This window comes from Streptomyces mauvecolor, assembly GCF_039532965.1.
GTDB lineage: Bacteria > Actinomycetota > Actinomycetes > Streptomycetales > Streptomycetaceae > Streptomyces > Streptomyces violascens.
The window spans coordinates 320,772-343,482 of the sequence record NZ_BAAASQ010000008.1 but is presented as its reverse complement, the minus strand read 5'-3'; the positions used below and the strand labels follow the sequence as shown (position 1 = coordinate 343,482).

The 22,711-nt window shown below is 72.4% G+C and carries 23 protein-coding genes; 18 read left to right on the top strand and 5 right to left on the bottom strand.

Features of this window, described 5'->3' with window-relative positions; genetic code table 11:
- Positions 1–58 precede the first annotated feature (58 nt).
- Together ABD346_RS09460 and thrS are read left to right on the top strand one after the other, a co-directional pair.
- On the top strand, positions 59–439 hold the full coding sequence (locus tag ABD346_RS09460; RefSeq protein WP_344373738.1) for a hypothetical protein: 381 nt from the start codon (positions 59–61) through the stop codon (positions 437–439).
- A 221-nt stretch (positions 440–660) separates the two neighbouring features.
- Positions 661–1,875 carry a threonine--tRNA ligase gene (gene thrS, locus ABD346_RS09455; RefSeq protein WP_344373736.1) on the top strand — a complete coding sequence of 405 codons (1,215 nt, stop codon included), beginning with the start codon at positions 661–663 and terminating at the stop codon, positions 1,873–1,875.
- Here thrS and ABD346_RS09450 read toward each other — a convergent pair.
- On the bottom strand, positions 1,819–2,166 hold the full coding sequence (locus tag ABD346_RS09450) for a hypothetical protein (protein WP_344373735.1): 348 nt from the start codon (positions 2,164–2,166) through the stop codon (positions 1,819–1,821). The two genes, thrS and ABD346_RS09450, sit on opposite strands and share 57 nt — an antisense overlap.
- Before the next feature lie 82 nt (positions 2,167–2,248).
- On the opposite strand from ABD346_RS09450, the gene ABD346_RS09445 reads away from it, so the two are divergent.
- The 9 genes from ABD346_RS09445 to ABD346_RS09405 all read left to right on the top strand — a co-directional run bounded on the left by ABD346_RS09445 (position 2,249) and on the right by ABD346_RS09405 (position 11,551).
- Positions 2,249–3,127 carry a glycerophosphodiester phosphodiesterase gene (locus ABD346_RS09445; protein ID WP_344373733.1) on the top strand — a complete coding sequence of 293 codons (879 nt, stop codon included), beginning with the start codon at positions 2,249–2,251 and terminating at the stop codon, positions 3,125–3,127.
- Between the two features lie 95 nt (positions 3,128–3,222).
- Positions 3,223–4,215, top strand: coding sequence for a dihydroxyacetone kinase subunit DhaK (gene dhaK / locus ABD346_RS09440; protein WP_344374447.1), 993 nt, complete (start codon positions 3,223–3,225; stop codon positions 4,213–4,215).
- Positions 4,216–4,236: 21 nt separating this feature from the next.
- Positions 4,237–4,833, top strand: coding sequence for a dihydroxyacetone kinase subunit DhaL (dhaL, locus tag ABD346_RS09435; protein WP_344373731.1), 597 nt, complete (start codon positions 4,237–4,239; stop codon positions 4,831–4,833).
- Entirely contained in the window at positions 4,830–5,243 is a 414-nt protein-coding gene (locus ABD346_RS09430) for a PTS-dependent dihydroxyacetone kinase phosphotransferase subunit DhaM (RefSeq protein ID WP_344373729.1), read from the top strand. The genes dhaL and ABD346_RS09430 overlap by 4 nt, the downstream gene beginning before the upstream one ends.
- Before the next feature lie 213 nt (positions 5,244–5,456).
- A complete protein-coding gene (locus ABD346_RS09425) occupies positions 5,457–6,248 on the top strand; it encodes a PIG-L deacetylase family protein (RefSeq protein WP_344373728.1) in 792 nt (263 codons plus the stop codon).
- Between the two features lie 90 nt (positions 6,249–6,338).
- A complete protein-coding gene (locus ABD346_RS09420) occupies positions 6,339–8,360 on the top strand; it encodes an oxidoreductase (RefSeq protein ID WP_344373726.1) in 2,022 nt (673 codons plus the stop codon).
- Between the two features lie 28 nt (positions 8,361–8,388).
- Entirely contained in the window at positions 8,389–8,979 is a 591-nt protein-coding gene (locus ABD346_RS09415) for a PadR family transcriptional regulator (protein WP_344373724.1), read from the top strand.
- An 88-nt stretch (positions 8,980–9,067) separates the two neighbouring features.
- Positions 9,068–9,502: a MarR family winged helix-turn-helix transcriptional regulator gene (locus tag ABD346_RS09410; RefSeq protein WP_344373722.1), complete on the top strand. Its 435-nt coding sequence runs from the start codon at positions 9,068–9,070 to the stop codon at positions 9,500–9,502.
- A gap of 147 nt (positions 9,503–9,649) precedes the next feature.
- On the top strand, positions 9,650–11,551 hold the full coding sequence (locus ABD346_RS09405) for an NAD-binding protein (protein ID WP_344374446.1): 1,902 nt from the start codon (positions 9,650–9,652) through the stop codon (positions 11,549–11,551).
- 7 nt (positions 11,552–11,558) lie between these two features.
- Here ABD346_RS09405 and lysA read toward each other — a convergent pair whose 3' ends face one another.
- Entirely contained in the window at positions 11,559–12,893 is a 1,335-nt protein-coding gene (gene lysA, locus ABD346_RS09400; RefSeq protein WP_344373720.1) for a diaminopimelate decarboxylase, read from the bottom strand.
- Positions 12,894–12,910: 17 nt separating this feature from the next.
- Positions 12,911–13,288, bottom strand: coding sequence for an SAV_915 family protein (locus ABD346_RS09395; RefSeq protein ID WP_344373718.1), 378 nt, complete (start codon positions 13,286–13,288; stop codon positions 12,911–12,913).
- A gap of 273 nt (positions 13,289–13,561) precedes the next feature.
- Here ABD346_RS09395 and ABD346_RS09390 point away from each other — a divergent pair, with 273 nt between their 5' ends.
- The 3 genes from ABD346_RS09390 to ABD346_RS09380 all read left to right on the top strand — a co-directional run bounded on the left by ABD346_RS09390 (position 13,562) and on the right by ABD346_RS09380 (position 15,548).
- Positions 13,562–14,125 (top strand): universal stress protein, encoded by a 564-nt coding sequence (locus ABD346_RS09390; RefSeq protein WP_344373717.1) that lies wholly within the window; start codon positions 13,562–13,564, stop codon positions 14,123–14,125.
- Between the two features lie 115 nt (positions 14,126–14,240).
- Positions 14,241–15,017, top strand: coding sequence for a GNAT family N-acetyltransferase (locus ABD346_RS09385; RefSeq protein WP_344373715.1), 777 nt, complete (start codon positions 14,241–14,243; stop codon positions 15,015–15,017).
- A 126-nt stretch (positions 15,018–15,143) separates the two neighbouring features.
- Positions 15,144–15,548, top strand: coding sequence for a VOC family protein (locus tag ABD346_RS09380; protein WP_344373713.1), 405 nt, complete (start codon positions 15,144–15,146; stop codon positions 15,546–15,548).
- On the opposite strand, the gene ABD346_RS09375 is transcribed toward ABD346_RS09380, so the two are convergent.
- Entirely contained in the window at positions 15,545–16,024 is a 480-nt protein-coding gene (locus ABD346_RS09375) for a DUF6328 family protein (RefSeq protein ID WP_344373712.1), read from the bottom strand. The genes ABD346_RS09380 and ABD346_RS09375 overlap by 4 nt on opposite strands.
- 104 nt (positions 16,025–16,128) lie before the next feature.
- Between ABD346_RS09375 and ABD346_RS09370 the strand changes: the two genes are divergently transcribed.
- The 4 genes from ABD346_RS09370 to ABD346_RS09355 all read left to right on the top strand — a co-directional run bounded on the left by ABD346_RS09370 (position 16,129) and on the right by ABD346_RS09355 (position 20,994).
- Positions 16,129–16,623, top strand: coding sequence for an NUDIX hydrolase (locus ABD346_RS09370; protein WP_344373710.1), 495 nt, complete (start codon positions 16,129–16,131; stop codon positions 16,621–16,623).
- A gap of 133 nt (positions 16,624–16,756) precedes the next feature.
- Positions 16,757–18,070: an ROK family transcriptional regulator gene (locus tag ABD346_RS09365; RefSeq protein ID WP_344373709.1), complete on the top strand. Its 1,314-nt coding sequence runs from the start codon at positions 16,757–16,759 to the stop codon at positions 18,068–18,070.
- 298 nt (positions 18,071–18,368) lie between these two features.
- Complete coding sequence (locus ABD346_RS09360) at positions 18,369–19,739, top strand: family 2B encapsulin nanocompartment shell protein (RefSeq protein ID WP_344373707.1); 1,371 nt, start codon at positions 18,369–18,371, stop codon at positions 19,737–19,739.
- Entirely contained in the window at positions 19,726–20,994 is a 1,269-nt protein-coding gene (locus tag ABD346_RS09355) for a SufS family cysteine desulfurase (RefSeq protein WP_344373705.1), read from the top strand. The genes ABD346_RS09360 and ABD346_RS09355 overlap by 14 nt, the downstream gene beginning before the upstream one ends.
- Positions 20,995–21,113: 119 nt before the next feature.
- On the opposite strand, the gene ABD346_RS09350 is transcribed toward ABD346_RS09355, so the two are convergent.
- Complete coding sequence (locus ABD346_RS09350) at positions 21,114–22,640, bottom strand: FMN-binding glutamate synthase family protein (RefSeq protein ID WP_344373703.1); 1,527 nt, start codon at positions 22,638–22,640, stop codon at positions 21,114–21,116.
- Positions 22,641–22,711 lie beyond the last annotated feature (71 nt).

Genomic DNA, 22,711 nt, shown 5'->3' with positions numbered 1-22,711 from the left:
AGCCCTGTTCGCGGCGCGAGCTGCCCTGTCGACCCGTTCCGCACAGGAGGAACCCTCCGTGAAAAGACTTCTGCTCGCCTCGCTCCTGCTCCTGACCGCGCTCACCGCGCCGACGGCCGCCGCCCAGCCGTCGGCGACGGCCCACCGCCAGTCGACCGAGCCGAGCCCCCATGTACGCACGACGCGGTGGCAGACGGGCAGCACGTACTACGTCGACGGCACCGCCTGGACGCCGCACGCCGTCGTACGCACCTATGTGGAGGGCTGGGAGAGGGCGCCGGGGACCCGCCAGTGGAACGAGAGCACGACGGACGCGAACGGCGCCTTCTCCTTCCAGCGCTACGAGCCGTACAACCCCTACGAACACGGTCTGCTGCACCTGTACATGGTGGACTCCGTGACGGGCCGACGGAACGGGGTGTCGATCCCGCTGCCGTAGCGGCATCGCACAAGGCAGCGGCACCGAAAAAAGGGAGGCGCGCGCCTCGCCGGGGCTGTTAGCTTCACCGGCATGAAGAAGCGCGCGGCTGTGCAGTGGACGACGACGCCGGAGAGTGTCCCGGCGCGCTGACAGCTGTGTACGTCAAGAGCCCCGGGGCGAGTGGTCCCGGGGCTTTTCCGTGCGGTCACTCGTCCCATGAAGACCGCGAGGAGCCCCCCATGCACGACCACCGCAGACTCGGCCGCGAACTCGGCCTGTTCGACACCGACCCGCTGATGGGCGCCGGACTGCCGTACTGGCTGCCGGACGGCGCTGCCGTGCGGCACGCCCTGGAGGAATACATCCGCGAGACCGAGCGGCGGGCCGGATACCGGCACGTGTACTCGCCGGTGCTCGGCAAGCGCGAGCTGTACGAGATCTCCGGGCACTGGTCGCACTACAGCGAGGACATGTTCCCGCCGATGGACCTGGGCGCGGAACAGGTCGTGCTGCGGCCGAGCCTGTGCCCGCACCACGCACTGATCTACCGTTCACGGGCCCACAGCTACCGCGAACTCCCGCTGCGCATGGCCGAGTTGGGCGGCATGTACCGCTCGGAGCTCTCCGGGGTGCTCGGCGGTCTGACCCGGGTGCGGGCGATCCACCTGAACGACGCGCACATCTTCTGCACCCTGGAGCAGGCCGCCGAGGAGGCGCGGGCCGCGCTCGGCCTGATCGGCCGCGCGTACGCGGCGCTGGGCATCCGCCCGGCCCGCTACCGGCTCTCGCTGCCCGGCGCGGGCGGCAAGTACGTGGCGGACCCCGGCATGTGGGAGCGGGCCGCCGCCCTCCTTGCCGAGGTGCTCGACGCCAGTGGGGTGCCGTACGAGTCCGTCGAGGGCGAGGCCGCGTTCTACGGCCCGAAGATCGATGTGCAGATCGCCGACGCGGCGGGCCGCGAGGCCACCCTGTCCACCGTGCAGGTCGACTTCCACCAGCCCGAGCGGTTCGATCTGCACTACATCGGGCCGGACGGCGCCAAGCACCGGCCGGTGATGGTCCACCGCAGCATCATCGGCAGCATGGAGCGTGCCGTCGCCCATCTCATCGAGCTTCACGGCGGCGCCTTCCCGGCCTGGCTGGCGCCCGTCCAGCTGGTCATGGTGCCCCTCTCCGACGCGGAGGTGGGCCGGGCCGCCGAACTCGTCGAGCGGGCCGTCGCCGAAGGCCTGCGGGCCGAGCTCGCCGGCCCGGAACAGGGCTCCCTGGGCGCCCGGATCCGGGCCGCGCGCCTCGTCCCGTACCAGGCGGTGATCGGCGCCCGGGAGGCCGCGTCCGGCGAGGTCGCCCTGCGGCTGCGCGACGGCCGCCGCCCGGACGCCCTCGCGGCCGAGGAACTACTGCGACGTATCGGCGCCCTGGTGGCGGCTCGTAGCCTCGAACTCTGGGCGTAGAACGGTGGGTTGACCATCGGCTGAGGCCGGGGTGCGGAGCTGGATCTCCTTGGCGTACGGGGAGGTCTCGCCCGGGTCGTACGCGGCGAGGTGCGCCAGCCGGTCGGCGAGCGTGCCGCCGGTGTCGCCGAGTGGCGTCGCCCGCTGTCCGGGCCCGCCGGGGCCCTCGCCCTCCCCTGCGCACCGGCGGGCCGTGCCGTTCAGCGGCGGTCCGGTCAGGTGCTCGCACTTGGGCCTCCTGGTCGAACGGAAGCCACCCGCACCGGGGAACGCGTCCCCGTTCTTGGTCACCTCCTCATGGCAACGCGGCTGCGGAGGGCGGCGGGCTGGCACCCTCGGCGGACAGTGATCCGAGCCGTCGTGAGGAATGCGCATGCAGCACCGCACCGCTGTGTCCACCGTCGTCAGCGCGCTCTGCGGGGTCCTCGCCCTCGCCCTGCCCGCCCAGGCCGTGTCGGCCGGCCGGGCAGGGCACATCATCGTCTTCGGCCACCGAGGGGCTTCTGCCTACGCCCCGGAGAACACCCTCGGTTCCGTACAGGAGGCCGCCGACCTCGGCGTCGACTGGGTGGAGAACGACGTCCAGCGCACCCGCGACGGCGTCCTCGTCGTCATCCACGACACGACACTGGCCCGCACCACCAACGTCAAGCAGCGCTACCCCGACCGGGCGCCCTGGTCGGTGAGCGAGTTCTCGCTCGCGGAGATCAAGCAGCTCGACGCGGGAAGCTGGTTCGGCCCGGACTTCCGGGGCGAACGCGTCCCCACTCTGGTGGAGTACCTGGACCTGCTCGACGACACCGGCCAGGGCCTCCTGCTCGAACTCAAGCAGCCCGAGCTGTACCCGGGCATCGAGCGCCAGACCCTGGAGGTCCTGGACCGGGCCGACTGGCTCGATCTGCCGCACATCTCCCGGCGCCTGGTCGTGCAGAGCTTCAGCGCCCCCGCGCTGCGCACCACGCACCGGCTGCGCCCGGAGATCCACACCGGCTTCCTCGGCAATCCGCCGGTCTCCCAGCTCAAGCAGTACGCCTCCTTCACCGACGAGATCAACGCCGAGCAGCACACGGTGACTTCGGCGTACGTCAAGGCCGTGCACGGCACGAAGGGGGCGCACCGGCGGCCGATGCGCATCAACACCTGGACGGTCGACAACGCGCCCGCCGCCACCCGGCTGATGAAGATGGGGGTCGACGGCATCATCACCGACCGCCCGGACCTCATCGAGAGCACGGCACGGCAGCGCGCGTAACAGCCGGTCCGATGGCACGTCCTTTCCCCTGACCGGCGGGCGTCGCGTGATACTGGGGGCCGTCACACTCCGCACGCCTCGCCCTGGAGGTCATGGTGAACATGCTCATCAACGTGCCCGAGACCGTCGTAGCGGATGCGCTGCGCGGCATCGCCGCCGCGCATCCCGCGCTCACGGTCGACGTCGAGAACCGGGTGGTGCTGCGGCGTGACGCCCCCGTGGCCGGGCAGGTGGGCCTCGTCTCGGGCGGCGGGTCGGGGCACGAGCCGTTGCACGCGGGATTCGTGGGGCCGGGCATGCTGTCCGCCGCATGCCCCGGGGAGGTCTTCACGTCGCCCGTGCCGGATCAGATGGTGCGGGCCGCGGCGGCCGTGGACGGCGGCGCCGGGGTGCTGTTCGTCGTCAAGAACTACACCGGTGACGTCCTCAACTTCGACATGGCGGCCGAGCTCGCCGAGGACGAGGGTGTGACGATCGCCAAGGTGCTCGTGGACGACGACGTCGCGGTGACCGACAGCCTGTACACGGCGGGGCGGCGGGGCACCGGCGCGACGCTGTTCGTCGAGAAGATCGCCGGGGCGGCCGCGGCGGAGGGTCAGCCCTTGGAACGCGTCGAGGCGATCGCCCGGCAGGTGAACGGGAGCTCGCGCAGTTTCGGGGTGGCCCTGACCGCCTGCTCCACTCCGGCCAAGGGCGGCCCGACCTTTGAACTCCCTTCGGGGGAGCTGGAGCTGGGCGTCGGCATCCACGGCGAGCCGGGGCGCGAGCGACGGGCGATGATGACCTCGCGGGAGATCGCGGACTACGCCGTGGACATCGTCCTGGAGGACCTGCGGCCGACCAGCCCCGTGCTGCTCCTCGTCAACGGGATGGGGGCCACTCCCCTGCTCGAACTGTATGGATTCAACGCGGAGGTGCACCGGGAGCTCGCCGAGCGGGGTGTGCCGGTGGCCCGTACGCTCGTGGGGAACTATGTGACCTCGCTCGACATGGCGGGCTGCTCGGTGACGCTCTGTCAGGTCGATGAGGAGCTGCTGCGGTTGTGGGACGCCCCGGTCGACACGGCCGCGCTGCGGTGGGGTTGCTGACCGATGCCTGAAGGAGTTCCTGTGCTCGACGCCGCGTTCATGTGCCGCTGGATGACCGCCACCGCCGCCGCGGTGGACCGGGAGGCGGCCCGGCTGACCGATCTGGACTCGGCGATCGGCGACGCCGACCACGGGGCGAATCTGCAGCGCGGCTTCAGCGCCGTGACGACGCTGCTCGACAAGGAGGCGCCCGCCACGCCAGGGGCCGTACTCGCCCTCGCCGGGCGTCAGTTGATCTCGACCGTCGGGGGCGCTTCGGGCCCGCTGTACGGGACGCTTCTTCGCCGCACCGGCAAGTCGCTCGGGGATGCCGGCGAGGTGACCAGGGAGCAGTTGGCCGAGGCGCTCGGCGCCGGGGTGGCGGCGGTCGCGCAGCTGGGCGGGGCGGCGGCCGGGGACAAGACGATGCTGGATGCGCTGCTGCCCGCGGTCGAGGCGCTCGGCGAGTCCTTCGCGGCGGCGGCCGAGGCGGCCGACGCCGGGGCGCTCGCGACCGTACCGCTGCGGGCCCGCAAGGGGCGGGCCAGCTATCTCGGGGAGCGGTCGGTGGGCCATCAGGATCCGGGGGCCACATCGTCGGCCCTGCTGATCGGCGCGCTGGTGGAGGCCGCCGCGTGAGCGGGCCGGGCCCGCTGGTCGGGGTGGTGCTCGTCTCGCACAGCGCGGCGGTCGCGGCGGCCGTCGCCGAACTGGCCGAGGGCCTCGCGGGCGGTGGCCCCACCGCCCCCGTCGCACCTGCGGGCGGCCTGCCCGACGGGGGCCTGGGCACCAGCGAGGAACTCATCGTGCGCGCGGCCGAGTCCGTGGACCGGGGCGCGGGCGTCGCCGTCCTGGTGGACCTGGGCAGCGCGGTCCTCACGGTCAAGGCCCTGCTGGCCGAGGGCGACGAACTCCCGCCCGGCACACGGCTGTTGGACGCCCCGTTCGTGGAGGGAGCGGTGGCCGCGGTGGTCGGCGCGTCGGCGGGAGCGGACCTGGACGCGGTGGAGGCGGCGGCCACCGAGGCGTACGGCTACCGGAAGGTGTGAGGGGCGGAAGGTGGGGGGGCGGGCCTGACGGGGTGCGCGCCCGGGCCGGCTGAAGTGGGGAGGGCGGCGTCGGCCCGGCGCCGCCCACTCGGGCCGCGCGGCGCGCCCGGCTGGAGGGCGACATCCCCTCGCCCGCCACCGGCCCGGGCAATCCGCCGGGCCGGACACGTCGTCCGGCTGTCGCACGCCCTCGCCCGGCGCCATCATGAGGACATGAGTGCCTTCAACGACTTGGGCGGCACCGGTGGGCCGCCGCTTGCCCCGCTGCCGGAGGACTGGGCCCGCGCGCTGGCCGTCGCGGCGCATCCGGACGACATCGAGTACGGCACCGCGTCGGCGGTCGCCCGCTGGACCGCGCAGGGCAAGCAGGTCGGCTACCTCCTGGCGACGCGCGGGGAGGCGGGGATCGACGGGATGCATCCGGAGCGGGCCGCCCCGCTGCGCGAGGCCGAGGAGCGGGCCGGGGCGCGCGAGGTCGGGGTCAGCGATGTGGAGTTCCTCGACCACCGGGACAGTGTGGTCGAGTACGGGATCGCGCTGCGGCGCGACATCACGCGGGCCATCCGCCGGTTCCGGCCGGACGTGATCATTTCGGGCGCGTACACGGTCCGGATGATCGGCGGTCTGGTCAATCAGGCCGACCACCGGGCGGTCGGACTGGCGGTGCTGGACGCGGCGCGGGACGCCGGGAACCGGTGGATCTTCCCAGAGCTGGCCGATGAGGGGCTCGAACCGTGGTCCGGGGTGCGTTTCGTCGCGTTCGCGGGCGCGGAGCGGCCCACCCACGGGGTGGAGGTGACCGGCGACCCGCTGGAGCGCGGCATCGCCTCCCTCGCGGCGCACGCCGAGTACACCAAGGGGCTCGGCGCGGAGGCCGACGCCTTCGCCCCGCGCCCCTTCCTGACCTGGATCGCACGCACGGCGGGCCCGGCCCTGGGCGTGGAGGCGGCGGTGCTCTTCGACGTGTACCAGCTGGTCCCCGAGGGGCCGCCGCCCTGGGTGTGAGCGCCGCCTCAGTGTTATGCAACTTGTTGCATAAGCCGGGTCCGCTGGTCTACAACTGGAGGCGACGACACCCCACCCGGAGGCGCCCCCATGACCGCGTACCCCCATCTGCTGAGCCCCCTCGACCTCGGGTTCACCACCCTGCCCAACCGGGTGCTGATGGGCTCGATGCACATCGGGCTCGAAGAGGCCGAGAACGGCTTCGAGCGGATGGCCGCGTTCTACGCCGAGCGGGCCCGCGGCGGGGTCGGCCTCATGGTCACCGGCGGCATCGCGCCCAACGACGCCGGCCGGCCCTACCCGGGCGGCGCGAAGCTGACCGACGAGGCGGAGGCCGCCCAGCACCGGACCGTCACCGACGCGGTGCACCGCGAGGGCGGCCGGATCGCGATGCAGATCCTGCACTTCGGGCGGTACGCCTACCACCAGGACCTGGTCGCGCCGAGCGCGCTCCAGGCGCCGATCAGCCCGTTCGTGCCGAATGAGCTGAGCGACGACCAGGTCGAGCAGACCATCGCGGACTTCGTGCGGGCGGCCGAGCTCGCGAAGTCGGCCGGATACGACGGTGTCGAGATCATGGGCTCCGAGGGCTACCTCATCAACGAGTTCGTCGCCGGAGCAACCAACCACCGCACCGACCGCTGGGGCGGCTCGTACGAGAACCGGATGCGCTTCCCGGTCGAGATCGTGCGCCGCACGCGCGAGCGCCTGGGCAGCGACTTCATCCTCATCTACCGCCTCTCCATGCTGGACCTGGTGCCCGGCGGCTCGACGCTGGAGGAGGTCATCACCCTCGCGCGGGCCATCGAGGCGGCCGGGGCGACGATCATCAACACCGGCATCGGCTGGCACGAGGCACGCATCCCGACGATCGCCACCTCGGTGCCCCGGGGCGCGTACACCTGGGTGACCAAGAAGCTCATGGGGTCGGTGTCGATCCCGCTGATCACCAGCAACCGCATCAACACCCCCGAAGTCGCCGAGCAGTTGCTCGCCGAGGGCCGGGCGGACATGGTGTCGATGGCGCGGCCCTTCCTCGCCGACCCGGAGTTCGTCGCCAAGGCGAGCGCGGGCCGCGCCGAGACCATCAACACCTGCATCGGCTGCAACCAGGCGTGTCTCGACCACACCTTCAGCGGGAAGATCACCTCCTGCCTGGTCAACCCGCGCGCCTGCCACGAGACCGAGCTGGTCCTGTCTCCGACCAAGCTGCGCAAGCGCCTGGCCGTGGTCGGCGCGGGCCCGGCCGGGCTCGCCTTCGCCGTCTCGGCCGCCGGGCGCGGCCACGCCGTCACCCTCTTCGACGCCGCCGACCGGATCGGCGGCCAGCTGAACATCGCCAAGCGGGTGCCCGGCAAGGAGGAGTTCGACGAGACGCTCCGCTACTTCCGTACGCAGCTCGAACTGCACGGCGTGGACGTCCAGTTGAACACCGAGGTGAACGCGGATGACCTGAACGGCGGCTCGTACGACGAGATCGTGATCGCGACCGGCGTCACCCCGCGCACCCCCGGGATCCCGGGCTCGGACCACCCCAGCGTCGTCAGCTACCTCGACGTGCTGCGCGACGGGGCGCCGGTCGGCGAGCGGGTCGCGGTCGTCGGCGCGGGCGGCATCGGCTTCGACGTCGCCGAGTTCCTGACCGACGGCGGTGACGCGGCGAGCCTGGACGCCGAGACGTACTTCCGGCAGTGGGGCGTCGACACCGCCTACGGCGAGCGTGGCGGGCTGCGCAAGGCTGAGCGGCCCAAGCCGCCGCGCCAGGTGCACCTGCTCCAGCGCAAGACGACGAAGGTCGGCGCGGGGCTCGGCAAGACGACGGGCTGGATCCACCGCACCGAGCTCAAGCACCGCGGCGTGACCATGGTCCCGGGCGTGCGCTACGACCGGATCGACGACGCGGGCCTGCACATCACCGTGGACGGCGAGTCCACCGTGCTGCCCGTCGACACCGTCGTGCTGTGCGCGGGCCAGGAGTCGCGGCGCGGCCTGTACGAGGAGCTCAGCGCGGCCGGGGCGACGGTGCACCTGATCGGCGGCGCCGACGTGGCCGCCGAGCTGGACGCCAAGCGCGCCATCGACCAGGGCACCCGGCTGGCCGCGACGCTCTGAAGCTCCCGGCCGAACCTAGGATGCGGTCATGTCCCTCCCGCACGCGATCCTGACCGCACTGCTCGAAAAGCCCTCGTCGGGGCTTGAGCTGACGCGCCGCTTCGACAAGTCGATCGGCTACTTCTGGTCGGCCACGCATCAGCAGATCTATCGCGAGCTGGGAAAGCTGGAGCAGTCCGGGTTCATCCGCGCACTGCCGTCCGCCGCCCCGGCCCGCGGGCAGAAGAAGGAGTACGAGGTGCTGCCCGCGGGCCGGGCCGAGCTCGCCCAGTGGGCCGCGGCCGGCCAGGACCCGAAGCCGATGCGGGACCCGCTGCTGCTGCGGATGCGGGCCGCGGCGGTGATCGGCACCGGCGGACTCCGGGCCGAGCTGGAGCGCCATCTCGCCCTGCACCGCGCCCAGTTGGCGACGTATCACGGGATCGAGACGAAGGACTTCCCGCCGGAGCGGGACAGCGAGCAGGACCGGCTGCGGCATCTGGTGCTCCGCGGCGGCATCGAGCTGGAGACGTTCTGGATCGGCTGGCTGACCGAGGCGCTCGGCACCCTGGGTGACGAGCGCATGGGCGAGGAGCCTCCGCGTGAAGAGCCCCCGCGGGAGGAGCGGTCCGAGAAGTGAGGCGAAGGATCCGGCGCGGCGCCGTTCCCCGCACCCATCACGGCGTTGTATTCTACAACCGACCCGTGGAGACGAAAGGGGATCAGTCGTGCTCAGCCGAGACCAGTCGGTCATCACCATCCAGCGTGAGCTGACCGCGTTCGCCCGGCGTGCCCGGGCCGCCGCCGCCCGGATGCACCCGGAGCTCTCACTTGTCTCGTTCACCCTGCTCTCCCATCTGGAGGACCAGCAGGGCTGCCGGGCGACCGATCTGGCCGCCTACTACATGCTCGACAAGTCGACGATCAGCCGCCAGATCGCGGGGCTCGAAAAGCTCGGCTTCGTCGAGCGCATCAGCGACCCCGACGACCACCGCATCCAGGTGCTCCAGCTGACCCCGGCGGGCACCGCCAAGCTCGCGGAGGCGGCCGAGCTGCGCCGCCAGGCCTTCCACGAGCGGCTCGCCGACTGGGAGCCGCAGGACCTGGACCGGTTCGCGGAGTATCTGCTGCGCTACAACAGACTGGCCGAAAGCGGTAGTTGAAGCCTGTCGGGACCCGGGGGCAGACCGTCGGCCCGACCGGCCGCCCGTCGACGCGGCACCACCTGATGAGGCAAGGTCTGGGGTGTGCCTTCACTTCCTCAGCAGCCGCTCCCGTCCCAGCCGTGGGCGGGGCCGCCCGTCGGACACATGGTCGTCAGCGGGGACGACGCGCTCGCCCACCGGCTCGCCGGTGAACTGCGCGAGGTGTACGGGGAGCGGGTGGTCCTCGTCGTACCGCCGGAGAACGGAACCCGCTCGGCCCGGCTCCCCGCGGGCGGCCGGACCAGGGCCTCGGCGCTGTTCGGCCGCATGACGTCCGCGATGCTCCGCGCCCCCGTGCCCGGCTCCGACCGGGCGGGCGACTCCCGGCTCGTCGAGGCGGTCGAGCCGAACGACGGGGCGCTCCTCGAAGCCGGCATCGAGGGCGCCGCGGCGCTCGCGCTGGTGCACGGCGACGACGAGACGAACATCCGGGCCGCCCTGATCGCCCGGCGCCTGAACCCGCGCGTCCGGCTCGTCATCCGGCTCTACAACCGCAAACTCGGCCAGTACCTCCAGGAGTTGCTCGACCAGGCCGCCGCTCTCGCGGCCCCGGATCCCGGCGCGGCCGCGTCCGAGGCCTCCACCACCGTCCTGTCCGACGCCGACACCGCGGCGCCCGCGCTCGCCGCGACCGCCCTCGCGGGCACCACCAAGGTCGTGCACGCCGACGGGGTGCTGCTGCGGGCCGGACAGCGCCCGCCGCCGCGCCGCGGCGAGGTCACCGACCCCGGCCTGTGCACGCTGGCCCTGCTCTCGTCGACCACCAACGACCCGGCGGGCGCGGAGGGTTCGGACCGCAGCGGCTCGGAAGGACCCCGCCTGCTGCCCGACGAGCGGTCGATGGACGAGGCCGACCGGCGCGGCCGGGTCGTCCTGGAGACCGTCACCTACACCGGCCCCGCACAGCCGCCGGGCCGCCTCACCGATCTCGGCGCGCCCCTTGGCCGGCTGTTCTCGCGGCGGCTTCGATGGTCGCTCGCCGGAATCGTCGCCTCCGTGGTCGCGCTCGCCATCGCGACCTGGCTCACCACCGGCGACGATCCGCTGCACGCCGCCTATCTGACCCTGCTCGACATCTTCGCCATCGACGACCCGGCCATCGACCAGCCCGTGGGCCGCCAGATCCTCCAACTCCTGTCCGGACTCACGGGGCTGCTGTTGCTGCCGGTCCTGATCGCCGCGGTCCTGGAAGGGCTCGGCACCTTCCGCAGCGCCTCGGCGCTGCCCCGCCCGTCGCGCGGCCTGTCCGGGCACGTGGTGCTGCTCGGCATGGGCAAGCTCGGCGCAAGGGTCCTGGTGCGCCTGCGCGAGCTCGACATCCCCGTGGTGTGCGTGGAGTCCGACCCTCAGGCCCGCGGCATCGCACTCGCCCGGCGCCTGAGGGTGCCCACCGTCATCGGCGACGTCACCCAGGAGGGCATCCTGGAGTCGGCCCGTGTCCACCGGGCGCACGCGCTGCTCGCGCTGACCAGTTCGGACACCACCAACCTCGAAGCGGCCCTGTACGCCCGCTCGGTGAAGCCCGATCTGCGGGTCGTGATGCGCCTGTACGACGACGACTTCGCCACCGCCGTCTACCGCACGCTGCGCGCCGCCCACCCGCAGGCCATGACCCGCAGCCGCAGTGTCTCCCACCTGGCGGCGCCCGCCTTCGCCGGGGCCATGATGGGCCGTCAGATCCTGGGCGCCATACCGGTCGAGCGCAAAGTGCTGCTCTTCGCGGCGGTCGATGTGGCGGGCCACCCGCAGCTGGAGGGCCGCACCGTCGAGGAGGCGTTCCGCGAGGGCGCCTGGCGGGTGCTCGCGCTCGACACGTCCCTGCCCGCCGACCGCGTCCCCGACCTGGGCGCCGCCCGCCGCCGGGGCGGAGGCGCCCCGGGCGACCTGGTGTGGCAGCTGCCGCCCGGCTACGTCCTGCGGCCCGAGGACCGGATCGTGCTCGCCGCGACCCGGCGGGGTCTCGCCGAACTCCTCGGCCGCCGCCCCTCCGCGCGGATGGCCCCGTGAGGGCGGCTCACAGCCCGACGTCGCGGCTTCGGAAGTCCTCCAGGGACTCGCGGCGCACCAGGAGCCGGGCGTGCCCGTCGGCGACGGCGACCACCGGCGGGCGGCCCACCATGTTGTAGCCGGACGCCATGGACAGCTGGTAGGCGCCCGCCACCGGCACGGCGAGCAGGTCGCCGGGGTGGATGTCGCCCGGCAGGTCCACCGCCGAGGCGAGAACGTCGCCCGCCTCGCAGTGCCGGCCGACGACGGTCGCCTTGCAGGACTGGGCGGTCGAGGCCCGCCCGATCAGCCGGGGCGCGTAGCGCACTCCGTACAGGGCGGGCCGCGGGTTGTCGCTCATGCCGCCGTCGACCGCCACGAAGAGGTTGTCGCCGGTGCGTTTGACGGCGAGCACACGGTAGAGCGCGACGCCCGCGGGGCCGACGACCGCGCGGCCCGGTTCGACGAGCAGCCGGGGCACGGTGAGCCCGGCCGCCGCGCAGCTCTCGGCGAGCTCGGCGCGCATCCGGCGGGCCAGCGTCGTGATGTCGAGCCCGTCCTCGCCGGGCCGGTAGGCGACGCCGTGCCCGCCGCCCATGTCGAGCTCGGGCAGTTCGACCCCGTGGGTCTCGCGGATGCGGGCCATCAGGCCGACCATGCGGCGGACCGCCGACAGATAGGGCTTGACGGTGGTGATCTGCGAGCCCAAGTGGCAGTGCAGACCGGTCAGTTCGAGCTGGGGCTGACCGAGGATGCGGGCGATGGCGTGCTGGGCGTGGCCGTCGGTGAGGGAGAGGCCGAACTTCTGGTCGTCCGTACCGGTACGGACCTTGTCGTGGCCGCCCGCGCTGATCCCCGGCACCACCCGGAGCATGACCTTCTGGTGGCCGTGCGGCCCGACGGCCGCGGCGAGCCGGGCGATCTCGGACGGGCTGTCGATGACGATGCGTCCGACGCCGAGGCGCAGCGCGGCGTCGATGTCGTGCGGGGACTTGGCATTGCCGTGCAGCACGATCCGTTCGGCGGGGAACCCGGCGGTGACGGCGAGTTCGAGCTCGCCTGCCGAGCACACGTCGAGGCCGAGCCCCTCCTCGTCGACCCAGTGGGCCATGGCCCGGCACAGGAACGCCTTGGCCGCGTACAGGACTTCGGCCTCGGGGAACGCGCTGCGGTAGGTGCGGCAGCGTTCGCGCACCTCTCCCTCGTCGAGGACGTAGGCGGGGGTGCCGAAGCGTTCGGCGATCTCGGTGAGCGGGACGGCGCCCACTACGAGGCCGCCGTGGCCGACCCGGGCGGTCGAGGCGGGCCACACCGACAGGTCGTCCGCGGGCGTCAGGCCGGTCGGCATGTTCATGATGGTCATGGGCTACGTACTCCTTCTCAGCCGATCCACAGGGCGAGCGCGTCGGCGACGACGGCGGCTCCGGTCACGCTCACGTCGCGGACCCTCCAGGACCGGGTGGTGCGGGTGACGGCGGGCGCGGAGAGCTGGGGATCCACGGTGACGGTGGTGACTCCGAGCGGTGCGGCGAGCGCCCGCAGCGCGGGCTCGGCAAGGCTGATCCAGGCCTGGTCGGGGCCGAGCGTGGCGGCCAGCCGGTCGCGGGTGGTGAATCCGACGGCGGTGCGGTCGCCGAGCGGGGTGCGGAACATCCGGGCCGCACACCCTGCGGGCCCCGGCCGGACGGGTACGAAGAGCGGTCCGGCCGGGGTGCGTTCGCAGGGTTCCGGGTCGTCGCCGCAGTCGGTCTTCGGCATGGGATTCCTCCTGGAGGATCCTCGCGGTGGTCTGTGCGGCCCCGGCACGGGGAGGCGGGCCGGGGCACATCGGCGACGCTACGCCCGCGAGGAGCGGCGGACCGGTGCCCTGACGCGATGCTGACGGCGAGGGGGCGTGTGCTGACGGGATGCTGACGCGACGCCGGGCCCGGCGTCATGAGCCCGTCAGGGTCTCCCGATCCTTCGTCAGGAAAGCGCCAACGCGCCCTGCGATCGGGCGTCCAGGGGCTTTGCTCGACGGATGCTCTGCAGATGAGCGGAAGGCGATACGAGTACGAGGTGGACGTCATGGACCGGGCCGGTGGGCGACGGGTGGTGGCCGGGGTCAGCGGCTCACTGGGCAGTCTGACGGCGCTGCACCGCGCGGCGCGGGAGGTCTCGCTCGGCGGGGGCACACTGGTGGCGGTTCTCGCCTGGGCGCCGCCCGGCGGCGAGCTCGGCCACCGGGGCTCCCCCGATCCGGGGCTGCTCGCCGAGTGCCGCGAGGTGGCGGGCCGCCAGCTCGTCCAGGCCCTCGACACGGCCTTCGGCCCGGCCGGCCCGCCGGTGCCGCTCGAAGCGATGGTCGTACGGGGCACGCCGGGCGCCGTTCTGGTGGAGGCGGCGCAGCGGCCCGAGCACCTCCTGGTCCTGGGCACCGGCACCCGCGGCCTGCTCCGCCGTGCGCTGCGCCCGTCGGTCGCCCGCTACTGCCTCGCGCACGCCACCTGCCCGGTCCTCGCTGTGCCGCCGTCCCCGTTGGAGCACGAACTGGCGGCCGTGCACCGGCTCGTCGCCTGGCGACGGCCGCTGGACACCAGGGAGTTGGCGGAGTGAACCGCGCTCTTCACGGGACCGTCATGGCCGGTCGCGTCCTCGTGCCGCCGGAACAAGCCCGCTCCACTCCGCGCCGGCCACGAGGCCTGACCCCCACCTCCGAAGGGAGCCCGTCGTGATCGAACTCCTTCCGTACCAGCTCGCCGCCCACACCCGCCGGCTGTGCGCCGCCGAGCCGGGCCCCGCGGCCCTGGCCGAGCACGTACTGACCACCGGGAACGGACACGGGTGGGCCGACCGCGCCGTGCAGCCGCGCACGATCGCCCTCGACTGCGCGGGCCATGTGCTCCTGCGCGGCGACCCGGGGACGCTCGATCCGGCGGGCCTCGCACCGCTCGCACACCGCTACATCGAAGCGCCTGGCCGCTTCCTGCCGGTCCTCGGTGCCTCCTTCGACCGGGTCGTGCCGTGGGAGCGCATGGTGTACGTGCAGCGGGAGCGGGCCGCCGCCCCGCGTCCCCCGCGCGGCGTGACGATCCGCCCGCTGACCTCGGCCGACGCGCCCGCGCTCGTGAGGCTGGCCCCCGACTCGGCCTGGATCCACGCGAGTTGGGGCGGCCCGTCGGGGCTCGGCCGTTCAGGACACGCCTGGGGTGCCTTCCACGAAGGGGCTCTCCTAGCCGTCGCCTGCACCTACTTCCGGGGCGGCACATACGAGGACATCGCGGTGGTCACCGCCCCCGACCAGCGCCGTCGACAGCTCGCGCTGGGCTGTGTGGTCGCGTTGAGCCGCGACATCGCGGCACGCGGCCGCACGGCTAGCTGGACCTGCTCCCGCTACAACCGGGCGAGCCGGCTGCTCGCCTGGACGGCGGGGTTCCGGCTGGTGCGCGAGTACGTCCACTACGCGACGGGGTCCCCCGTCGTACGGGGCGCCCGCATGCCGGCGTGACCGGGCGGCGCCCATGCCCCCACCCGAACCGCATCCTGCCAGAGGCGCGGGGGAACCACGGGAGCAACCAACCGCGGTTGGCCCCGAGCCGCGTTAGGCGGGGCGCCCTGCGGGCACCCGGCCCGCATGAGTGTTTCCAAGACCAGCATTCTCGTTCTGGACTGTGCCGAGCCCGTCGAACTCGCCGAGTTCTACGCCAAGTTGCTCGGCGGCGAGATCCGCACCGCCTGCGACCCGGACTTCGTCGAGGTCGTCGGCGGTGACGGGGTCCATCTCGCGATCCGCCGTGACCACGGGTACGCGCCGCCCAGCTGGCCGCGCCCCGACGACTCCCAGCAGGCGCACCTGAGGATCGTCGTGGCGTACGGCGACATGGACGCCGCCGAGCGGGAGGCCATCACCCTCGGGGCGATGCCCGTCGACACCAAGGACAACAACGGACGGCGCGACGAGCGCGTCTACGCCGACCCGGCGGGACACTCCTTCACGCTCGCCGTCTGGGCCGAGCGCTCCGAGCAGGAGGGTGCCTAGGACGGCCGGTCGTGGTGGCGCCGGCGGGCCAGGCCCGGCAGCACGAACCAGCAGCAGATGTACCAGCACACGACGCCCGCGACCAGCCAGGGCGCCAGAGCGCTGTGCAGGGCGACGCGCAGGATGAGGAGCAGGGAGCTCGCCACCGTGCACAGGAGCAGCACCAGGCCGACGACGGTGAGCCGCGACGCCCAGGTCACCGTCTGCGGCTTGAGCCGCCGTCCGGCCAGCATCCGGTGGAAGGAGACAGGGCCGATCAGTGCCCCGGTCGTGGTCGCGCCGAGGACCACCGTCGTCACGTAGATGCCCCGGTCGGTGGCGTCGAGTGTGGTGAACCGGGCCTGGAACACGACCGCGAGCAGGAACCCGAACAGGATCTGCACGCCGGTCTGCGCGACCCTCAGCTCCTGGAGCAGATCCCCCCATCTGCGGTCGGCACGCTCCTCAGGCGTCTCGTGACGTCCGAAGTCCGCCATGTGCACCACCTCCTCGACAGCCGGATACCCATACATATCAACCTGAAGCCCACCAATACCGCCGCCCCGTGGCGCCGCGCGCGGCGGACCCGCAGACTGGCGGCATGGCCGGAAAACGCAGCGCGGGGCTTCTGCTGTACCGCAGGGTGGAGGGCGGCATCGAGGTGCTCGTGGGGCACATGGGCGGACCGTTCTTCGCCGGGCGGGAGGCGGGCGCCTGGTCGGTTCCCAAGGGTGAGTACGACGCCGGGGAGGCGCCTCGGGCCGCGGCCCGGCGGGAGTTCGAGGAGGAGCTGGGGCTGCCGCCGCCCGAGGGCCCGCTCGTTCCGCTGGGTGAGATCGTCCAGCGCGGCGGCAAGACCGTGACGGTGTGGGCGGTCGAGGCGGACCTGGATCCGGCCGACGCGGTGCCGGGCACGTTCACCATGGAGTGGCCGCGGGGGTCGGGCACGGTGCGCGAGTTCCCCGAGATGGACCGCTTCGCCTGGCTGTCCCCCGACGCCGCGGCCGCCCTGCTCGTCCAGGGCCAGCAGGCCTTCCTCGAACGCCTCGTGGCGCACCTGGACGACGACCCTCCGGGCCGGGTCAACCAGCCCTGACAGATGGGCAGTTGACCATTCCCTGCGCACCCCCATCGACCTCACGCCTTAATTCAGGACATGAGTTAAGTCGCCGGACAGGGGCGCGGCACAGGCTTCCGCACCGGTATGTTGCACGCAGGGAGGGAGCCACATGGCCACACCGAACAGCAGGACCGTCCGCGATCTTCGTCGCGACAACCGCGGCGCGGTATTGCGACGGCTGTACTTCGACGGCCCGATGAGCCGCCAGGCGCTCGGCCCCGCCACCGGGCTGAGCTCGGGCTCCATCAGCAATGTCGTCGCCGAGCTCGTGGCCGACGGTCTCCTCGAGGACGCCGGAGTGGTGGACTCGGACGGCGGAAGGCCGCGCACCCTGCTGCGGGTCGCCCCGGACAGCGGCTATCTCATCGGCGTGGACGTCGGCGAGACCCGGGTCAGGGTCGAGCTGTTCGACCTGGTTCTGCGTGAACTCGCCCGTGCGGAGCTGTCGTTGGAAGCGGGCGGTTACGACGTCGGGCACATCGTCGGCCGGATCGGCGAGGGCGTGGCCGCCGTCCTCGGCGAGAGCGGACTCGATCCGGAGCGGCTGCTCGGCGTGGGTGTCGGCGTGCCGGGCATCGTCGACCGGAGCTCCCCCGACGGAGCCGTGGTGCACGGCCAGACCATCGGCTGGGACGCGGTTCCGCTGGAGTCCCTGCTGCGCGACACCCTCCGACTACCGCTCGGCACACGGTATTTCATCGAGAACGGCGCCAAGACGCTCGGGCAGGCCGAGATGTGGTTCGGCGGCGGCCGGGGCGCGTCCGACGCGGTGATCGTCCTGTTCGGCTCCGGCGTCGGCGCCTGCATCGTGACGGACGGCGCGATCTACGGGGGTGCGCACAGCAGCGCCGCCGAGTGGGGTCACACCACCGTGCACGTCCGCGGCCGGCGCTGCCGGTGCGGGGCGCTCGGCTGCCTGGAGGCGTACGCGGGGGCCGAGGCGCTGATCGAGCGCTGGCGCGAGGCAGGTGCCGAACTGGCGCCCGGGACCACGGAGGAGACGGCGGTGACAGCGCTGCTGGCGGCCGCGCATCCCGGGGAATCGGGGATCGATGCCAGCCCGGTCGCCCTCGCGGTCCTTGAGGAGACCGCCGAGTATCTGGGCGCGGGCCTGTCCGACCTGATCAACCTCTACAACCCGGAGCGCATCCTCATCGGCGGCTGGGCGGGGCTCCAACTCGCCCCGTACATCCTGGAGTCGGTGCGGCACCATGCCACCTCCTACGCCCTGCGCCATCCGGCGGAGCGCGTCACCATCGAGCTCGGCCGGCTCGGGCCGGACGCCGTCACGGTGGGCGCGGCCACCCTCCCGCTCGCCGGATTCTTCGCCCGCGGCGGCCACCGCGCACCCGCGGCCGAACCGGAGACACCCACCGAAAGGGCGGGCTGGCGCGCCTCGGTGGAGGAACGTGCGGCCCGCTGATCATTTCCCCGTCGCATTCACGCCGCGGGCCCATGAATTCGACCGGATTCAGCATTCCCATAAGCAAGGCTTTCAGGATCTAATAGCGGGTACAGCACGTTTGAATTGAGTCTCATATGCCGTGAGCCGGATCCGCCCCGACCTGCGCCGGGGCGGTTTTTCGCGGCCCATTCACCGCCATTTCAGGCCTGCCGTTGGCACATGCCCCTTGTGGTGCGGGTATTTCCAGGAACACGATCGGTCCTCGTCCAGCCCCGTCGAGGAGGTACCGGTGAACGTTCCTGTGAATAACCAGCGGATGAGTCTCAGCCCGGACACGGCGCGCCAACTCGCCACCGCCACCAAGACCGTTCCGCAAATGCGCGGGATCACCCCGCGCTATCTGCTGCGCGCCCTGCCCTGGGTGGATGTCGAATCCGGCGTCTACCGGGTCAACCGCCGCCGCTCGTTCGTCCTGGGTGACGACCGGATCAGCACGTACGACGAGGACGGCACCCCGCGCGTCGTGCCGGGCGACCTGCGCGAGCTGCCCTACTTATGCGACTGCGAGGACGCGTTGCTCGGCGAACTCGCGGGCGCCTTCACGCCGGTGACGTTCGACGCGGGCCAGGTCCTTGTGCAGGAGGGCGACCCGGCCGACCGGCTGTGGATCCTGGTGCAGGGCCGCGCCGAGAAGCGCGTCACCGGCCGGTACGGCGAGGACGCGCTGCTCGAAGTGGCGGGCGACGGCCAGTTCTTCGACCTCGACGCGTGGACCCGCGGCGAGCCGATGCCGTACCGCGTCAGGGCGCTCACCCCCGGCACCGCGCTGTGCGCCGACAGGGCCACGCTCACCCGACTCGCCGACCGCAGCGCGCAGTTGCGCACCGCGATGGACGCGTTCACCTCCGGCGAGGGCGTCACGCCGGGTTCGGAGGCGCCCATCGACCTCAGCTCCGGACACGTCGGCGAGATCGATCTGCCCGGCACATACGTCGACTACGAGGACGCGCCCCGCGAGTACCACATGACGCTGGCCCAGACGGTGTTGCGCGTCCACACCCGGGTCGCGGACCTCTACAACGGGCCGATCGACCAGACCCGCGCCCAGTCCAACCTGACGGTGCAGGCGCTGCGTGAGCGGCAGGAGGCGGCCCTGCTCAACCACCCCGAGTTCGGCCTCCTCAACAACGTGTCCGCGGGTCAGCGGGTTCAGTCCCGCACCGGTTCGCCGACCCCCGACGACCTCGACGAGCTGCTGGCGAAGGTGTGGAAGCAGCCGGGGTTCTTCGTCGCGCACCCGAAGGCGATAGCCGCGTTCGGCCGCGAGTGCACCCGGCGGGGTGTGCCGCCGGTGACCGACACCCGGTTCGGCAGCCCGCTGCTCACCTGGCGCGGGGTGCCGCTGCTGCCCTCCGACAAGGTCAGGTTCTCGGGCGGCGGCAGCGTGGGCACCACGGAGATCCTGCTCATGCGCACGGGCGAGGCCGAGCAGGGCGTGGTCGGGCTGCGCCCGGCCGGGGTGCCCGACGAGATCGAACCCGGCCTGTCCATGCGGAACATGGGCGTGGACCAGAAGGGCATCACCTCGTACCTGATGACCGCGTACTTCAACACGGCGGTCCTGGTGGAGGATGCGATCGCCGTGCTGCAGAACGTCGAGGTGTCCAACTACCATGACTACTCCTGACGTCACGGAACGGACGGCTCTGCCGGGCCGCCAACCGGGCGGATTCACACCGGAGTCGGCGCGCAAGGACTTCCCGATCCTGCACCGCACGGTCAACGGGCACCCGCTGGTCTGGCTCGACAACGCGGCCACCACCCAGAAGCCCCGCCAGGTCATCGAGGCGCTCGCCGGCTACTACAGCGCGTCGAACTCCAACATCCACCGGGGCGCGCACACCATGGCCCGCGAGGCCACCGAGATGTACGAGGCGGGCCGGGCGGCCGTCGCGGACTTCCTGGGAGCGCCGTCCCCCGATTCCATCGTGTTCGTACGGGGCACGACGGAGGCGATCAACCTGGTCGCGCAGAGCTGGGGACGAGCGAACCTGGGCCCCGGCGACGACATCCTGGTCCCGGTCCTGGAGCACCATTCGGACATCGTGCCGTGGCAGTTGGTGGCGAAGGAGACCCGAGCGCGCGTGGTGCCGATCCCACTCCTCCCGGACGGCCGGATCGACCAGAACGCCTACGCCGACCTGCTCTCCTCCCGCACCCGGCTCGTCGCGATCAGCCAGGCCTCGAACGTGCTCGGCACGGTTCCGCCGGTGCGCGAGATGACCGCGCTCGCGCACCGCTACGGGGCGAAGGTGCTGGTCGACGGCGCGCAGGCGGTCGCCCACCTGCCCGTCGACGTGACGGACCTGGACGCCGACTTCTACGCCTTCTCCGGGCACAAGCTGTACGCCCCGACAGGTATCGGCGCGCTCTATGTCAAGCCGGAGGTCCTCGCGGGCCTGCGGCCCTGGCAGGGTGGCGGCAACATGATCGACTCGGTGTCCTTCGAGCGCACCACCTTCGCCCCGGTCCCGCACCTCATGGAGGCCGGCACCGGCAACATCGCGGGCGTGGTCGGGCTCCTCGCCGCGCTGAACTGGTTCACGTCCTTCGACCGGGCCGCCGTCGCGGCGTACGAGGACGGGCTCACGGCGTACGCGCAGCAGGCGATGGGGATGGTTCCGGGTCTGGAGGTCCTGGGGTCGGCGCCGGGCCGGATCGCGGTGCTCACGTTCACGATGGCGGGTCACGACCCGGCGGCGATCGCCTCCTGGCTGGACCGCGACGGCATCGCGATCCGGGCCGGCCACCACTGCGCGCAGCCGGCACTGGCCCACTACGGCCTGGAGTCGGCGGCCCGCGCCTCCTTCGCGCTGTACAACACCCCGGAGGAGGTGGACGAACTGGTGGCGTCACTGCAGAGCCTCCAGCAGTCGGCCTGACGTTCCCTGCGGGCACGCATCCCCTGGCCCCGTACCCCTGCCGGTACGGGGCCATGGGCCGTAAGGGGTGGGGCGGGGGATTGAGCCACCCGCCGGACAGCAACGCCGGGCGCCGGCGTTCAGGGGCTGAACGAGTCCGGGTCGCTCGTTTTCCAGGACCTGGCCCACTCCTCGGGCAGGAAGGCCGGCGAGAGCAACTGGCCGGGCCGCAGCCAGGTGTAGAGCTCGGCGTACGAGGCGACCGCGTGGTGCGAGGTGCGGCGACGCAGCATCTGGGGCCGCAGCTGGGCGGGGTCGCTCACGCCGAGCGAGGCCATGATCTCCATGGCACTGTGCACGGTGGCCTCCTGGAAGCGCCGCACGCGCCGGTACTGGTCCTCGGCATCGAGCGCCCGGCTCCGCTGCGGATCCTGCGTCGCGACACCGACGGGGCAGTGGTTGGTGTGGCACCGCTGCGACTGGAGACAGCCGACGGCGAACATCATGGCGCGGGCCGCGTTGGTGTAGTCGGCTCCCTGGATCAGTCGTTTGACGATGTCCGCGCCCGTGGCGACCCTGCCGCTCGCCCCGATCCGTACGCGATCGCGCAGACCCACACCGACCAGGGAGTTGTGGACGATGGAGAGCCCCTCGGTCAGCGGGGTCCCCACATGGTCGACGAACTCCACCGGGGCGGCCCCGGTGCCGCCCTCCGCGCCGTCCACCACGATGAAGTCCGGGGTGATGTCCTCCTCCAGCATGGCCTTGCAGATGGCGAGGACGTCACGGCGGCTGCCCACGCAGAGCTTGAACCCGGTGGGTTTGCCGCCCGCGAGCTCCCGCATCCGGGCGATGAACCGGACGAGTTCGCGCGGGGTGGAGGACACCCGGTGGTGGTTGGGCGAGATCACCGTCTCGCCTTCCGGTACGTCCCGGACCCGGGCGATCTCCGCGGTCACCTTGGCGCCGGGCAGCACCCCGCCCCGGCCGGGCTTGGCCCCCTGGGACAGTTTGAGCGAGACACAGCGGACGGTCTCACCCTCGGCCTTCCGCGCGAACTCCTCGGCGTCGAAGCCCCCGTCGGGGGTGCGGCACCCGAAGTAGCCGGTGCCGACCTCCCAGACCAGGTCGCCTCCGTAGCGCAGGTGGTATGCGCAGATGCCGCCCTCGCCCGTGTCGTGTGCGAATCCGCCGGCCTTCGCACCCCGGTTGAGCGCGAGGATCGCCTGTGCGGACAGCGAGCCGAAGCTCATCGCGGACACGTTCAGAAGGGCCATGTCGTACGGCTGGGTGCAGCCGGGCCCGCCGACGCGGACGGTGAACGGCTCGTCCGGGACGGGGCACGGCGCGACGGAGTGGGCGAAGAACTCGTAACCGGGCTCGTACACGTCGCGTTCGGTGCCGAACGGGTCCTGGTCCGCGGTGCCCTTGGCCCGCTCGTACACCGCGGAACGCGTCTCGCGGTCGAAGGGGCGCCCGTCGTAGTCGCGCTCGACGAAGTACTGCTGCATCTCCGGCCGGATCGCCTCCGTCAGGAAGCGCGCGTGCCCGAGCACCGGATAGTTGCGCAGCACCGAGTGGCGGCGCCAGGCCGCCCGCGCGCCCGCGCGGGACCCGCCGAGCGCGGGGGGACACTTTCGCGACTCCCTCTCCACTTCTCTTGACATGCACTTGCCCGACCGCTGAGATGTGGTTGCTTTCGTTCGACGCCGTTCGTTTGTGCGCCAATTACCCTCAC

Excerpts from the sequence above, each read along its gene's own strand:
- thrS (WP_344373736.1), top strand. The coding sequence starts at position 661 with ATGCACGACCACCGCAGACTCGGCCGCGAACTCGGCCTGTTCGACACC.
- ABD346_RS09445 (WP_344373733.1), top strand. The coding sequence starts at position 2,249 with ATGCAGCACCGCACCGCTGTGTCCACCGTCGTCAGCGCGCTCTGCGGG.
- ABD346_RS09425 (WP_344373728.1), top strand. The coding sequence starts at position 5,457 with ATGAGTGCCTTCAACGACTTGGGCGGCACCGGTGGGCCGCCGCTTGCC.
- ABD346_RS09420 (WP_344373726.1), top strand. The coding sequence starts at position 6,339 with ATGACCGCGTACCCCCATCTGCTGAGCCCCCTCGACCTCGGGTTCACC.
- ABD346_RS09415 (WP_344373724.1), top strand. The coding sequence starts at position 8,389 with ATGTCCCTCCCGCACGCGATCCTGACCGCACTGCTCGAAAAGCCCTCG.
- ABD346_RS09405 (WP_344374446.1), top strand. The coding sequence starts at position 9,650 with ATGGTCGTCAGCGGGGACGACGCGCTCGCCCACCGGCTCGCCGGTGAA.
- lysA (WP_344373720.1), bottom strand. The coding sequence starts at position 12,893 with ATGACCATCATGAACATGCCGACCGGCCTGACGCCCGCGGACGACCTG.
- ABD346_RS09395 (WP_344373718.1), bottom strand. The coding sequence starts at position 13,288 with ATGCCGAAGACCGACTGCGGCGACGACCCGGAACCCTGCGAACGCACC.
- ABD346_RS09390 (WP_344373717.1), top strand. The coding sequence starts at position 13,562 with ATGAGCGGAAGGCGATACGAGTACGAGGTGGACGTCATGGACCGGGCC.
- ABD346_RS09380 (WP_344373713.1), top strand. The coding sequence starts at position 15,144 with ATGAGTGTTTCCAAGACCAGCATTCTCGTTCTGGACTGTGCCGAGCCC.
- ABD346_RS09375 (WP_344373712.1), bottom strand. The coding sequence starts at position 16,024 with ATGGCGGACTTCGGACGTCACGAGACGCCTGAGGAGCGTGCCGACCGC.
- ABD346_RS09370 (WP_344373710.1), top strand. The coding sequence starts at position 16,129 with ATGGCCGGAAAACGCAGCGCGGGGCTTCTGCTGTACCGCAGGGTGGAG.
- ABD346_RS09365 (WP_344373709.1), top strand. The coding sequence starts at position 16,757 with ATGGCCACACCGAACAGCAGGACCGTCCGCGATCTTCGTCGCGACAAC.
- ABD346_RS09360 (WP_344373707.1), top strand. The coding sequence starts at position 18,369 with ATGAGTCTCAGCCCGGACACGGCGCGCCAACTCGCCACCGCCACCAAG.
- ABD346_RS09355 (WP_344373705.1), top strand. The coding sequence starts at position 19,726 with ATGACTACTCCTGACGTCACGGAACGGACGGCTCTGCCGGGCCGCCAA.
- ABD346_RS09350 (WP_344373703.1), bottom strand. The coding sequence starts at position 22,640 with ATGTCAAGAGAAGTGGAGAGGGAGTCGCGAAAGTGTCCCCCCGCGCTC.